This window comes from Bradyrhizobium sp. LB13.1 (assembly GCF_054056815.1).
Genome location: NZ_JBSRYQ010000001.1, coordinates 3,756,044 through 3,768,613 on the forward strand (window position 1 = coordinate 3,756,044; position 12,570 = coordinate 3,768,613).

Genomic DNA, 12,570 nt, shown 5'->3' on the forward strand with positions numbered 1-12,570 from the left:
CGCTTACGGCACCTCCCGCCAGCGCATCGGCAATATGCCGTCCTGCCTGAAACTGTCGAGGAAGCGGAAGCGAGCGGCTTGCGGATTGCGGTGGGCTTCGATCTTTGTGCCCAGGATCTGCACGACATCGTTCTCGTCATAGGCGGGCCAGGGCGGCAGGCCGGATCCGTTGGGATCTCCGTGTGCGGCGAAATTCACCCAATAGCTCATCATCGTCCGCGCCAGGGCGCGGTCTTCTTCGGCCGGTGGCGTCGTGCTGCCGATCACCTGTTGCGGCGTCAGGGTGCCGAACACGAACGGAACGTCCGTGACATGCGAGGCGATCGGCGTGTAACGCGAGGTGTAGCTGAAATGATAACCGTAAACGGGCGCACGTCCCCCGCGGCGATGCAGCCGCAGCCACTGCAAGCATTGCTCGCCGACCACAGTGTCGCCGTTAAGCGCCGCCGCGGACGCTTTGGCCTCCACGTCGGTCGCGGCGGGATAGACCTTCAGGAAATCGGCGATGCGTTCCTTGCCGAACATCTCCGCAGCCGCGGCGACAAAGGCTTTCGCCGATTGATCGGGGAGGGACTGCGAGGCGAAAGGGACTTCCTCGGCAGCATTCCAGCCCGCCAGCAAGGGGATATGCATCTGTTCGCCGCGCCGGAAGCGCCGCGCGGGCACATCAGGCACAACATGATGATCGATGCTCGGCGAGAAGGCGGTCACGACGGGGCTGGTCCTGAAACTCCACGGCGCGGCTGCATTCAACCGGTCGGCCGGCATGCTGCGCAAGGCCGCGATGGACCCGTTGCCCTGTTGCCGGGCGAAAGCGAGGCCACGCGCGCGAGCTTCTTCAAAGCCCTGGAGTGGGCCGTGCTTGCCATCCCAGAACGCGCCGCTCTGTGTCCAATAGCCTTGTGAAACAGTCCATGCGCGAGCGGCGAGGCCATCAAGATGCCGACGGCCATGGCGCCGGCGGATTCGCCGAACAGGGTGACGTTATCGGGGTCACCGCCAAAACCGGCGATGTTGGCCTTGACCCAGCGCAGCGCCATCAACTTGTCCTGCAGACCGTAATTGCCTGAGGGCGCTTCCGTGTCGAGATCGGGATGGGCGTAGAAGCCGAAGATGCCGAGGCGATAATTGAAGCTGACCACGACGACACCCTTGGCGGCCAACGCGCCGCCGTCGGTCGCGGGATTGGCCGAGGAGCCGAACTGAAAGCCGCCGCCGTGAATCCACACCATCACGGGCCGCTTCTCGTCCGCGTGCTTCGCCGCGGTCCAGACATTGAGATAGAGGCAATCCTCGTCGCGCGGTCCCGGCCGCTGGTCGTTTTCGAGTGCCGATAGACACCCCGCGCCGAACACCAGCGCATCGCGCATGCCGTCCCATGGTGCGGGCGGCTGCGGTGCGCACCAACGCAAAGGTCCGACCGGCGGTGCTGCGTAGGGAATGCCTTTGAACGCCAGCACGCCGCTGGCATCGCGTGGGCCGCCACGCACGGAGCCGGCTTGTGTGCTGACCACACGTTCGGCTGCTGTAGCGGTCGTGAAGGCATGCATGGTCGTATCTCTTGCTCGCGTGTGCGCACCTGGCCGCAGCCAGGCAGGTTCAGGCGACAGCCTATCGACTTTCTTATCTGCTCGATTTAGGTATTCCGCCAATCAATTGCTAAAAACAGGCAAGCATGCGGCAGTCCCTTCACTTTCCGTGGACGAATCTCGATGTGGACGATCGCTCCGCACCTGTCATCGCCGTGCGCGTTGACGTGATCGGGACCAAGGCGGAGGTGCCCGATCACAGGCACCGCAAAGGACAACTTATTTTCGCGCTGGGCGGCGGCGTCACCTGTCGCGTTCCCAATGGCCTGTGGATGGTGCCGCCGCATTGCGCAGTTTGGGTGCCCGGGAACATGCGGCACAGCAACCTCGCGACAGAAAATGCCCTGCTGTTCTTCGTCTATATCGAGCCCGACGTCGTGGACTTGCCGGATCGGTGCTGCACGCTCTCGATCTCCCCGCTGCTGCGTGAAGTGATCGTCGAGCTGTCCGATCAGATCGCGGATGACGAGGCGAGGGTTGCCCTCCTGGCGAGCGTCCTTCTGCGCGAACTCCCTCACATGCCGGTTCAGCAGCTCCATCTGCCGCTCTCGCCCGAGCCGCGTTTGAAGAAGATTGCTGTAGCGCTGGCAAAAGACCCTTCCGACCGTAGGACCCTGGCCGAATGGGCCCATCGCGTTGCGCTGAGCGAGAGCAGCCTCGCGCGTCTCGTCGTCAAGGAAACGGGGCTGAGCTTCGGGCGCTGGCGTCAGCAATTGCACCTGATCGTCGCCTTGCGAGAACTCACCTCCGGCGCCAGCGTGCAGCAGGTTTCGGCCGACCTCGGCTACGAGTCGGTCGCGGCCTTCATCACGATGTTCAAGAAGGCGCTCGGGAAGCCGCCGGCGAAATATCTGCGCAGTATCTCTCCTTAATATAAGAATTGACTTATATTAGCTCCGACCGGTATTCATTCTTGCATGAAACGACAAGGAGGAGCGCCATGGAAATCGACGTTGCCAGGGTATTGGGGCTTGTGACGCGTTCGGTAAAGAATTTCGAGAAGGACGGGAGAGCGGCCAGTGCAGTGACATTGACGCGGCTTTACGAGACGAGCGTCGACGATCTCTGGGACGCAGTGACCAGCCAGCAGCGCATTCCGCGGTGGTTCTTGCCGGTCGAGGGAGACCTCCGGCTCGATGGAAAGTACCAGCTCAAGGGGAATGCAGGCGGTACCATCACGGCATGCACGCCGCCGACCCATTTTGCTGCGACGTGGGAATTCGGCGGCGCCATGAGCTGGATCGATGTCATACTGAAAGCAGAACGAAGTCAGGCGCGCTTGACGCTCGAGCACACTGCGATGATCGAGGATCATTGGAATCAGTTCGGTCCGGGGGCCGTGGGGATCGGCTGGGATCTCGCCATTGCGGGACTCGAGCGATATGTTGCGACCGGGGCATCGGTCGACCACGAAACGGCCGAGGCATGGATGGGCTCTCCCGCGGGCAAGGAATTCATGACGAGTAGCGGCGAGTATTGGCGCGCGGCGCACGTCGCGAGCGGCGTCGATGCGGCTTCGGCAAAGCAGCGCTCTGATCGCACCATCGCTTTTTATCGCGGTGAGATGCCGCCTGACATCGCCCATCCGGGCACAGGAAGCTGATGCAAATCTTCGAGGTCCTCGCTGATCCCGTGCGCCGTCGCATCCTCGAGCTGCTCGCGCCTCGGGAAATGGCGTCCGGCGAGGTCGTCGAAGTGATCGGGGCCGAGTTCGGGATCACGCAAGCTGCTGTCTCGCAGCACCTCAAGGTGCTGCGCGAGAGCGGCTTTGCAACGGTTCGGGCGGAGGCGCAGAGACGACTTTATTCGGTCGATGTCGCGGGCCTTCGGGCGGTGGACGCATGGATCGATCAATTCAGGATCTTCTGGGAGCCGAAGCTCGAAGCCCTGGCGACGGAGATCGCGCGCGGCAAGCGGGAGCGTCGCAACGCGCCGATCACTAAACGGAGCGGGAGGCGGGCTTGAGAAATCGCGAACAAAGGTGGCGATAGGAGCGATTAGTCACCTTCACCCGCGTGACAACTTCTCGAACCGCTTCACCAGCCGCTCGCGCTTCAGCCGCGACAGTCGCTGAATCCAGAACATCCCGTCGAGCTGGTCGATCTCGTGCTGGTGACAGATGGCGCGCAAGGCTTCCGACTCCTCGGTCTGTATGTTGCCGTCGATATCCTGATAGTTGATCCGCACGCGGGCGTGGCGCTGGACCTCGTCGGTGACCCCGGGCATCGAGACGCTGCCTTCGCGATGCAGGATCATCTCGGGCGAGGCCCATTCGATCTCCGGATTGACGTAGGTGCGCGCGCCCTCCCTGGCGTCGAGCTCGAGCACGACGACGCGCAAGGGCACGCCGATATGCGGCGCCGTGATGCCGATGCCGGGCGCGGCGCGCATGGTCTCAAGCAAATCCGCTGCAAGCTCGCGCAAGGCGGCGTCGAATGCAGTGACGGGGCGAGCCGGCATCGCGAGGCGGCGGTCGGGATAGCGGACGATCGGGCGAATGGTCATGCAGGCTCCTACCACTCACGGATGGTTGAAGCATCCCGTTCTTGACGCCCTACCAACTGGAAGGTAGCTAATCGGCCATGACCAATGTTTCCTCGACTGCCGACGACATCCTCGCCTGCGCGCGCACCTTGATCATCGCGGGCGGCTATAACGGCTTCAGCTACGCCGACGTGGCCGATGTTGTCGGCATCCGCAAGCCGAGCATCCACCACCATTTCGCCAGCAAGGTCGATCTGGTCCGCACCCTCGTGTCGCGCTACCGCGCCGAAGCCGAGGCTGGACTGTCGGCGCTCGAGCGCAATGTCCCTGATCCGCGCGATCAGCTCAAAAACTATGTCGCGTATTGGGAAGCATGCATCAATGATGCGACGGCGCCGTTCTGCGTGTGCGCGCTGCTTGCCAGCGAGCTTCCGATCTTGCCGGAGGAAGTCGCGCTCGAAGTCCGTGCGCACTTCCGTTCGCTGGCTTCGTGGCTGACATCGGTGATGGAGCGCGGCAAGCGGAAGGGGCGGTTCAAACTCTCCGGCACAGCCAAGGTCGAGGCTGAAGGCTTCATGGCGACCATTCACGGCGCGATGCTGTCGGCGCGCGCCTATGGCGATCCAAAAATGTTCGGTGTGATCACCACCCCGCTGCTGGATCGGCTGTCCACCAGACATTGAGAGACATCGGCGAGACGACCACGACACCCGGCAGCCAAGCCGGGCGAGGCGCCTTGCTATCGGCGAAAGACTACCAACTAGTAGGTAAAGGAGGGTAGAATGGCGTATCATCAATTGGATATCGTTCGTGCCGATCGCGAGCGATGGCTGAAGTTCTACTACTTCATCCGGGCGGCGTTCTCGGTCGCCTGGGTCGGAGCTTCGTTTGCCGTCGGGCCGTCATCTCCGGTGATCGCGGGAGCCTTGCTCGTGCTCTACCCGGCATGGGACGCCGCGGCCAATTTGGTCGACGCGTTGCGCAGCGGCGGGCTCGCTCAAAACCGCACGCAGGCTCTGAACGTCGTGGTCAGCCTGGCGACCACCGTCGCGGTGCTTGTTGCCTTGCAGATGAGCATGAACCGGGTGCTCGGAGTGTTCGGGGCCTGGGCGATCCTGTCAGGACTGCTCCAGCTCGGGACGGCCATCCGCCGCTGGAGGAGTTTTGGCGCGCAATGGGCCATGGTGCTCAGCGGGGCCCAGTCGGCGCTCGCAGGCGGCTTCTTCATCTTTCAGGCCACGACGCCGATGTCTCCATCGATCGCGAATGTCGCAGGCTATGCTGCGGTCGGCGCGCTCTATTTTCTGGTCTCGGCCGTATGGCTGACCGTCAGCGAGTTGCGCCGCAGCGTCAAGAGGACACAGCAGGGATGATTGCGACGGCGTTGGCGGGATCATGACATGATGCCGGTGTTTTGCCCGACGAGTCAAATCGCGGTCTTGCAGTTGAGGCACATCGTAAGCCATTGATCCCGCAGGGGCCGTCTACTGTGCATGGGGTTGTTTTCGACATTCTTGTTGGCGACAATGCCGCCAACAACAAGAGTCGGAGGAAAACTTCATGCGCACAATCGCAATCGCGCTGGCGGCGACCATCGCAGCGGCAACGCCGGCCGCGGCCGACTATCTGGTCAAGGAAGTCGGCAGCTTTCACGTCGGCGGCCACACCGAAACGCTGAGCGGTCTTGCTTCCAAGGAGATCGTGTTCTCTCCAGGCGCGCCGCCGATCAAGGTCGATCCGAACGGCGAGTTCGAGGTCGAGCAGATGTACGTTCAGTTCGTCAAGCAGGCAGCGCCGAAGTCGAAATTGCCGCTGCTGCTCTGGCACGGCGGCGGCCTTTCGGGGGTGACATGGGAGACCAAGCCCGACGGCAAGCCGGGCTGGCAGCAGTTCTTCCTGAATGCGGGCTATGACGTCTACGTCTCGGATGCGGTGGAGCGCGGCCGCGCCTCCTGGGCGCGCTATCCGGAGATATTCAAGAGCGAGCCGTTCTTCCGGCCCAAGAAGGAAGCATGGGAGTTGTTCCGGATCGGGCCGAGCTACGAGGTCGGCGGCAAGCGCGAGGCATTCGAGGGCGAGCAATTCCCGATCGAGGCGTTCGACCAGTTCGCCAAGCAGGGCATTCCGCGCTGGGCCACCAATGACGCCGCCACGCAAAAAGCCTACGATGCATTGGTGCAGAAGGTGTGCCCGTGCATCATCCTGGTGCACAGCCAGGGCGGCAATTTCGGCTTCACTGCCGCGCTCAATGCGCCGGACAAGGTGAAGGCGCTGATCACCGTCGAGCCGTCGGGGGCACCCGATCCGGTCAAGGCCGATGCTGCGAAACTCAAGGGCGTGCCGCATCTGATCGTGTGGGATGATTTCCTCGACAAGGTCCCGGTGTGGTCCAAGCTCGTGGTCAATCCGACCAAATGGGGCCAGGCGATCGCGTCGGCCGGCGGCAATGTCGATACGTTCGAGCTGCCCAGGATGGGGATCAAGGGCAACACCCACATGATGATGATGGACCGCAACTCCGACGACGTCGCCAAGCTGATCAATGATTGGATCGGGAAGCAGGGACTGGCGAACTAGGCGGAGCGTGAGCGCGGCCGGTCCCGAAAAAATTGCTCCGATGCCGTGGTGCCGGCTGTCGGCCCGCGCAGTTCCCATTCGTCTTCCAGCCAGACAGACCTGACGGAGACCAAAATGAACTCTTCCTCGTATCGCTGGGTGGTCGTCGCCGCGGGCGGCTTGCTCGGCTGCGTCGCGATCGGCGGCATGTTTTCGCTGCCGGTGTTTTTGCAGCCGATTGCAAAGGACACCGGCTGGTCCGTGACCGGCATTTCCAGCGCGATGACGATCGGCTTTCTGGCGATGGCCTGTACCAGCATGGCCTGGGGCACGTTGAGCGACAGGTTCGGGCCGCGGCCGGTGGTGCTGACGGGCTCGGCGGTGCTGTCCGTCAGCCTGTTCGCGGCGAGCCACGCCACCTCGCTGCTGGCGTTTCAGTTCGTCTTTGGCCTTCTGGTCGGGGCCTCCTGTGCAGCGATCTTCCCGCCGATGATGGCGACCGTGACCGGCTGGTTCGACACCCATCGCAGCCTCGCGGTGTCGCTGGTGTCGGCCGGCATGGGCATGGCGCCGATGACGATGGCGCCGCTCGCGGCCTGGCTCGTCTCCGGCCATGATTGGCGCACCTCGATGCAGATCGTGGCGCTGGTGGTTGGCGCCATCATGATCCCGGTCTCGTTCCTGGTGCGCCCCCCGCCGGCGCTCGCGCACGCCGTGGCCGCGCCTGCGGGCGAGGGTGCACCGCAAGGGGAAATGTCGCTGGCCGAGGCGCTGCGCTCGCCGCAATTTTTAATCCTGCTCGCGACCAACTTCTTCTGCTGCGCCACGCATTCCGGCCCGATCATCCACACCGTCTCCTATGCCGTGAGCTGCGGCATTCCGCTGATTGCGGCGGTGACGATCTACAGCATCGAGGGCTTTGCCGGCATGGGCGGGCGCATCGCCTTCGGCCTGATGGGCGACCGTTTCGGTGCCAAGCGCGTGCTGGTCTCGGGTCTGCTGTTGCAGGCGTTCGGCGCACTCGCCTATGTCTTCGCGCATCAGCTCGCGACGTTCTACGCGGTCGGGGCCGTCTTCGGCTTCATCTATGCCGGCACCATGCCGCTCTACGCGGTGCTGATCCGCGAGAACTTTCCGCTCAAGATGATGGGTACGGTGATCGGCGGCACCGCGATGGCCGGCAGTCTCGGCATGGCCACGGGCCCGCTCGCTGGCGGCCTGATCTACGATGCGTTCTCGAGCTACGCCTGGCTCTACATCGCCTCCTGGGCGATGGGCCTCGGCGCCTTCCTGATGGCGATGAATTTCAGGCCGTTCGCGAAGCCTCAAGCGAAGGTGGCGCCGGCGGCGGCGTAAGCAGGTTCATCGAGGCGCAGCGCTAGAGCTGCGCCTCGATCGCGCGCTTGTCGATGATGGACCACACTTGCCGTATTTTTCCGTCGCGAAATTGATAGAACACGTTTTCGCAAAAGGACAGGCGCCTGCCGTTCACATCCAGCCCCAGAAACGTTCCAGCCGGCGTGCAATCGAACTTCAGCCGGGCGGCGATTTGCGGCGGATCGCAGACCAGCAGCTCGATGTCGAAATGCAGATCCGGAATTGCGCGAAAATCCTGCTCCAGCATGGCACGATAGCCGGATAGTCCGAACGGTCGCGCATTGTGGGCGACGTTATTGTGGACGAACTGTCCGAGGGCGGGCCAATCCCGCCGGTTCAGGCAGGCGATGTAGTCGCGGTAGATGTCGGCGAGGTCGGACCTGGTCATGGCGTTGCTCCTGCGGCTCCGGCCATAACGCGGCAACAGGGCGATCGGCGCCGGCGCTCACAGACGTTTTTCGAAGAACAGGTCCGGGTAGGGATCGTCATTGAAGCGGGGGATCTCGGTCCAGCCGCTTCCTCGGTAGAGCTGGCCGGCCTCCGCCAGGGCGCTGTTGGTGTCGAGCCGCAGCAGCTTGATGCCGAGCCCGCGCGCAGCATCCTCGGTCATTTCCATGAGGCGCCGGCCAAGCCGCAATCCGCGCGCTGCCGGTGCGACCCACAGCCGCTTGATCTCGGCATAGCCGTGATCCGTGCCCTTGAGCCCGACGCAGCCGATCGGCAGCGTGTCCGAGATCGCGACGATGAACGTGCCGCGCGGGCGGCGCATATCCTTGGCGTCAGGATCGCGCGACAGCGAGACGTCAAAGCCCTGCTTGAAGCGGCGGCCGAGCTCGCCATAATATTCGCCGAGGCAATAACGGGCCTGTTCGCTCCGTGGATCCATCTCGTCCAGCGTGACGCGCTCGCGCGTCAATGCGGAGGCAATCAAATCCATCGCCGCCAGCAGCGCCTCGCGTTGCGAGTGTTGGGCGAGGAAGCTCTCGGCCTGCGTATTCGACAGCGCCTCATAGGCCGCGAACTCGCGCCGGCCCGCACGTGTCAACGTTGCCACGCGGCGGCGCGCATCATCTTCATGCGCAATGGTCTCGACCAGCCCTTCGTCCTCGAGGCTGCGGAGCAGGCGGCTCATCAGGCCGGAATCGAGGCCGAGATAGTCGCGAATCTCGGCCACGTCCGACCGCCCGTGCCCGATCGCGTTGAGCACGCGCGCCGCCCCCAGTGGCCGCCCGCGTCCCAGGAATGACGTATCGAGCGCGCCGACAGCCGACGTGACGGCACGGTTGAAGCGGCGGACGCGGGAAACAGGGTCCAGCATGATGTCTGACTTTAGTCAGGCATATTATCGAAGTCAATCACTGCAGGCCCTCGCTTCAGCAGCCTCAGCAGCGGCTGCGCTTCAGTCCAGGCCCAGCGCCTTGCGGGACTTCCGCGTAAGTTTCGCCACGATCAGCATGTGCGCCTGCGCCAGATAGGTTGTGAGCTCGGCGTCTGACAGTGCGCTGTTGCCGACGAGCTGCACCCATTTGGCGCGCGCCAGATACGGCGCCGGCCGCGCGAGGCCGTGCTCGATCAGCATGGCATAGGCCATGTTCGAGACCTTGAACATGTAGCCGCCGGAGCGCGCGGCAAAGCCGCCGCCGAGTGCGAACATCTTGCCGCCGACCTTGAACACGGAGGTGCCTTCCCACTGTACCACCTTGGTGACGGCGGGCAGGTGCAGGCAGCGGGTTTCGAAGGTTTTGGGAGTCATCGCCCAAGCGATAGCACGGCGCACGCGGCTTGCAACGCCGCCTCGTCACGGAGATTAGCCTGATGGCGAGGTGAGGGCGCCGGGCTACAAGACTTTGTGTTGCCCGTCGGCAAAACACGCCATCCGTTGGTCGATGCCGGCCATCAAAAATATTCCACTTTACCGAATTTCGGAAACGACGTATGTGTCGCCTCACTCCGGCCCAAGGAAGAGGGGCGTATCGCGATCGTCACGAACGCGGGCCGGGCGGCGGCGGACGCTGGGCACACCGGCGCGAACGGCTTCGCAGGGCGGGCAACCGTGAGCGAAGGCGTCGCGCACACGACCGGTGCGCTCTCGCGTACGGCAAAACCGTGTCGTCCTGACGCCCGGGGTCTGTGCGTCAAGTCTTGCGGTGATGTGGCGGCCCGACCGGGTCCGCGCATCTGTGAGGCGACGGGGGCAATAGTGCATCGCTCCCCGGGGAGAGCACGGCATAAGCCGTAAAACCGCTGCGCAGGGAAGGCCGGTTGTTTGGCTTCACCTGTATGCCGCTGTGCAGCTTTTCGTAGCGCAACTTTCGCACAGTGGACCGTGGGTGCCAGCCGGCACCCGGTCTTCCCTGCGCCCTCTTTCATAAGAGGGCAAGGCGATGAAGCAAAGCAAAGCTCGGGCGAACATGCCGCGAGGATGCGAGCCCATGCCAGTCCTTCAACGATGGTCGTGCCCCAGACGCAGCGCAGCGCCTCTTCGCGGTGCGCTGGAGGCGGGGTCTGTGCAACAGCGATGGGCGTAGCTTCCTTGGCTCTGCGAAGCGTCACTGCGTGCCGCACCGCGTCCGGGACACGAGAGGGAGGAGCGTTGTCGCCACACTCCGTCATTGCGAGCGCAGCGAAGCCATCCAGGATCTCTCCGCGGCGACAGTCTGGATTGCTTCGCTGTGCTCGCGATGACAGGGATGATGCAGCTGCGCGCCTCATTGTGAGTTGTGCCCGCGCCGCGGACCGTTACCATGCGCCGGCTGCCGTGGAACACGGGAGCCGACATTGTGACCGGGAGGCGACATGAGTGGGCAGGAACGCAAAACAAAAGGCTCGGACCTGTTTGTTGCCGCGCTGGAGAACGAAGGCGTCGACCGCATCTTCGGTGTGCCCGGCGAGGAGAATCTCGATCTGGTGGAATCGCTCCGCACCTCCAGGATCGAGCTGATCCTGACCCGCCACGAGCAGGCCGCCGCCTTCATGGCCGCGACGTACGGGCGGCTGACCGGCAAACCCGGTGTTTGTCTTTCCACGCTCGGTCCGGGCGCGCTCAATCTGTCGACGGGCGCGGCGTATGCGCATCTTGGTGCGATGCCGATGATTTTGATCACAGGCCAGAAGCCGATCATGAGCAGCCGGCAGGCGCGTTTCCAGATCGTCGACGTGGTTGCCACCATGAAGCCGTTGACGAAGCTGTCGCGGCAGATCATCAGCGCCTCCACCATCCCGACTGTGGTGCGCGATGCGTTTCGCGTGGCGATGGAGGAGCGGCCGGGGCCGGTGCATCTCGAACTGCCCGAGGACATCGCGGGCGATGAAGTGCCTGATGTCCCGATGATCCCGGTTCATCCGATCGAGATCCCGGTCGCCCATCGCGCCGCGCTCGACCGCGCCGCCGAGATGATCTTGGCTGCGAAGCACCCGCTGGTGATGATGGGCGCGGCGACCAGCCGGCCGCGCGCGACCCACGGCATCGCGACCTTCGTGCGGCGGACCGGCATTCCGTTCTTCACCACGCAGATGGGGAAGGGCACGGTGCCGGGCGGTACCAATCTCTACATGGGCACCGCCGCGCTGTCCGAGCGCGACTACGTTCATGACGCGATCGACGCCGCCGATCTGATCGTCGCGATCGGCCACGACCCGATCGAGAAGCCGCCCTTCATCATGGGGCCCTCGGGCCCGAAGGTGATTCACGTCAGCTACACGCCGGCCAGCGTCGAGCAGGTGTATTTTCCGGATGCGGAAGTCGTCGGCGACGTCGGCCCGAGCCTGGAACTGCTCGCCGACCGGCTCGAAGGCAAGCTGCCGCAAGCCGCCGCGCTGCTGCCGCTGCGCGAAACGATTCTCGGCCGGATCGCCGATCGCGCCACTGAAGCGCGCTGGCCGCCGACGCCGCAACGCATCGTGCACGACATCCGGCAGGTCATTCCGGAGAACGGTATCGTCGCGCTCGACAACGGCATGTACAAGATCTGGTTTGCGCGCAACTATCGCACCCGCGTCGCCAACACGCTGCTGCTCGACAACGCGCTGGCGACGATGGGCGCCGGCCTGCCGTCGGCGATGATGGCCGCGATGCTCTATCCCGACCGCCGCGTGCTCGCGGTCGCCGGCGACGGCGGCTTCATGATGAACAGCCAGGAGATGGAGACCGCCGTCCGCCTCAAGCTCAACCTGGTCGTGCTGGTGCTCGAGGACAAGGCCTACGGCATGATCCGCTGGAAACAGGCCGTCGACCATTTTGCCGATTTCGGCATGACCTTTGGCAATCCCGATTTCGTCCTGTACGCGCAGGCCTATGGGGCGAAGGGACATAGAATCGAGAGCATCGACAGTTTTGCTCCGACGCTGGATGCCGCCTTCAAGGAAGGCGGCGTGCATCTGGTCGTGATCCCGATCGATTATTCGGAGAATGTGCGGGTTCTGGTCGACGAACTCCGGGCGCGGGAGAAGTAGCGCCGAGGCCATCGAATGGTCTCGGAGGATCATGGCAGCCATTCCTTGATATATATCGTGTTACGATATATTGGCGGGCACAAGAATCCCTCCCAAATCAAATCCTTCAAGA

At 63.7% G+C, this 12,570-nt stretch carries 12 protein-coding genes and 1 pseudogene; 8 read left to right on the forward strand and 5 right to left on the reverse strand.

The genetic code is table 11. From position 1 onward, the window contains the following. Positions 1-3: 3 nt before the first annotated feature. Positions 4-1,550: pseudogene (locus tag ACVWYI_RS17625) on the reverse strand (carboxylesterase/lipase family protein). A 125-nt stretch (positions 1,551-1,675) separates the two neighbouring features. On the opposite strand from ACVWYI_RS17625, the gene ACVWYI_RS17630 reads away from it, so the two are divergent. From ACVWYI_RS17630 to ACVWYI_RS17640, 3 genes are all read left to right on the forward strand, one after another. Continuing rightward, complete coding sequence (locus ACVWYI_RS17630; protein WP_456662744.1) at positions 1,676-2,461, forward strand: AraC family transcriptional regulator; 786 nt, start codon at positions 1,676-1,678, stop codon at positions 2,459-2,461. A gap of 68 nt (positions 2,462-2,529) precedes the next feature. Beyond that, a complete protein-coding gene (locus ACVWYI_RS17635; RefSeq protein WP_456662745.1) occupies positions 2,530-3,192 on the forward strand; it encodes an SRPBCC family protein in 663 nt (220 codons plus the stop codon). Then, positions 3,192-3,554, forward strand: coding sequence for an ArsR/SmtB family transcription factor (locus ACVWYI_RS17640; RefSeq protein ID WP_456662746.1), 363 nt, complete (start codon positions 3,192-3,194; stop codon positions 3,552-3,554). The genes ACVWYI_RS17635 and ACVWYI_RS17640 overlap by 1 nt, the downstream gene beginning before the upstream one ends. Positions 3,555-3,596: 42 nt before the next feature. Here the strand turns inward: ACVWYI_RS17640 and ACVWYI_RS17645 are convergent, their stop codons facing one another. Then, a complete protein-coding gene (locus ACVWYI_RS17645) occupies positions 3,597-4,094 on the reverse strand; it encodes a peptide deformylase (RefSeq protein WP_456662747.1) in 498 nt (165 codons plus the stop codon). A 77-nt stretch (positions 4,095-4,171) separates the two neighbouring features. Between ACVWYI_RS17645 and ACVWYI_RS17650 the strand changes: the two genes are divergently transcribed. From ACVWYI_RS17650 to ACVWYI_RS17665, 4 genes are all read left to right on the forward strand, one after another. Continuing rightward, positions 4,172-4,756, forward strand: a complete 585-nt coding sequence (locus ACVWYI_RS17650) for a TetR/AcrR family transcriptional regulator (RefSeq protein WP_456662748.1) — start codon at positions 4,172-4,174, stop codon at positions 4,754-4,756. Positions 4,757-4,855: 99 nt separating this feature from the next. Beyond that, complete coding sequence (locus ACVWYI_RS17655) at positions 4,856-5,446, forward strand: DUF308 domain-containing protein (RefSeq protein ID WP_456662749.1); 591 nt, start codon at positions 4,856-4,858, stop codon at positions 5,444-5,446. Between the two features lie 187 nt (positions 5,447-5,633). Further along, positions 5,634-6,650, forward strand: a complete 1,017-nt coding sequence (locus ACVWYI_RS17660; protein WP_456662750.1) for an esterase — start codon at positions 5,634-5,636, stop codon at positions 6,648-6,650. 114 nt (positions 6,651-6,764) lie between these two features. Then, entirely contained in the window at positions 6,765-7,985 is a 1,221-nt protein-coding gene (locus ACVWYI_RS17665) for an MFS transporter (protein WP_456662751.1), read from the forward strand. Positions 7,986-8,007: 22 nt separating this feature from the next. Here ACVWYI_RS17665 and ACVWYI_RS17670 read toward each other — a convergent pair whose 3' ends face one another. The 3 genes from ACVWYI_RS17670 to ACVWYI_RS17680 form a co-directional block, all read right to left on the reverse strand. Continuing rightward, positions 8,008-8,394 (reverse strand): ester cyclase, encoded by a 387-nt coding sequence (locus ACVWYI_RS17670; protein WP_354046847.1) that lies wholly within the window; start codon positions 8,392-8,394, stop codon positions 8,008-8,010. A 57-nt stretch (positions 8,395-8,451) separates the two neighbouring features. Continuing rightward, positions 8,452-9,324, reverse strand: a complete 873-nt coding sequence (locus ACVWYI_RS17675) for a bifunctional helix-turn-helix transcriptional regulator/GNAT family N-acetyltransferase (protein WP_354046849.1) — start codon at positions 9,322-9,324, stop codon at positions 8,452-8,454. Positions 9,325-9,405: 81 nt separating this feature from the next. Continuing rightward, positions 9,406-9,759: an MmcQ/YjbR family DNA-binding protein gene (locus ACVWYI_RS17680; RefSeq protein WP_354046851.1), complete on the reverse strand. Its 354-nt coding sequence runs from the start codon at positions 9,757-9,759 to the stop codon at positions 9,406-9,408. A 1,043-nt stretch (positions 9,760-10,802) separates the two neighbouring features. Here ACVWYI_RS17680 and ACVWYI_RS17685 point away from each other — a divergent pair. Further along, positions 10,803-12,458 (forward strand): acetolactate synthase large subunit, encoded by a 1,656-nt coding sequence (locus ACVWYI_RS17685; protein ID WP_456662752.1) that lies wholly within the window; start codon positions 10,803-10,805, stop codon positions 12,456-12,458. Positions 12,459-12,570 lie beyond the last annotated feature (112 nt).

What these genes read in the sequence shown, in the direction of transcription:
- ACVWYI_RS17640 (WP_456662746.1), top strand. Translation starts at nt 3,192, where the DNA reads ATGCAAATCTTCGAGGTCCTCGCTGATCCCGTGCGCCGTCGCATCCTC.
- ACVWYI_RS17630 (WP_456662744.1), top strand. Translation starts at nt 1,676, where the DNA reads ATGCGGCAGTCCCTTCACTTTCCGTGGACGAATCTCGATGTGGACGAT.
- ACVWYI_RS17635 (WP_456662745.1), top strand. Translation starts at nt 2,530, where the DNA reads ATGGAAATCGACGTTGCCAGGGTATTGGGGCTTGTGACGCGTTCGGTA.
- ACVWYI_RS17670 (WP_354046847.1), bottom strand. Translation starts at nt 8,394, where the DNA reads ATGACCAGGTCCGACCTCGCCGACATCTACCGCGACTACATCGCCTGC.
- ACVWYI_RS17680 (WP_354046851.1), bottom strand. Translation starts at nt 9,759, where the DNA reads ATGACTCCCAAAACCTTCGAAACCCGCTGCCTGCACCTGCCCGCCGTC.
- ACVWYI_RS17665 (WP_456662751.1), top strand. Translation starts at nt 6,765, where the DNA reads ATGAACTCTTCCTCGTATCGCTGGGTGGTCGTCGCCGCGGGCGGCTTG.
- ACVWYI_RS17650 (WP_456662748.1), top strand. Translation starts at nt 4,172, where the DNA reads ATGACCAATGTTTCCTCGACTGCCGACGACATCCTCGCCTGCGCGCGC.
- ACVWYI_RS17660 (WP_456662750.1), top strand. Translation starts at nt 5,634, where the DNA reads ATGCGCACAATCGCAATCGCGCTGGCGGCGACCATCGCAGCGGCAACG.
- ACVWYI_RS17675 (WP_354046849.1), bottom strand. Translation starts at nt 9,324, where the DNA reads ATGCTGGACCCTGTTTCCCGCGTCCGCCGCTTCAACCGTGCCGTCACG.
- ACVWYI_RS17645 (WP_456662747.1), bottom strand. Translation starts at nt 4,094, where the DNA reads ATGACCATTCGCCCGATCGTCCGCTATCCCGACCGCCGCCTCGCGATG.
- ACVWYI_RS17655 (WP_456662749.1), top strand. Translation starts at nt 4,856, where the DNA reads ATGGCGTATCATCAATTGGATATCGTTCGTGCCGATCGCGAGCGATGG.
- ACVWYI_RS17685 (WP_456662752.1), top strand. Translation starts at nt 10,803, where the DNA reads ATGAGTGGGCAGGAACGCAAAACAAAAGGCTCGGACCTGTTTGTTGCC.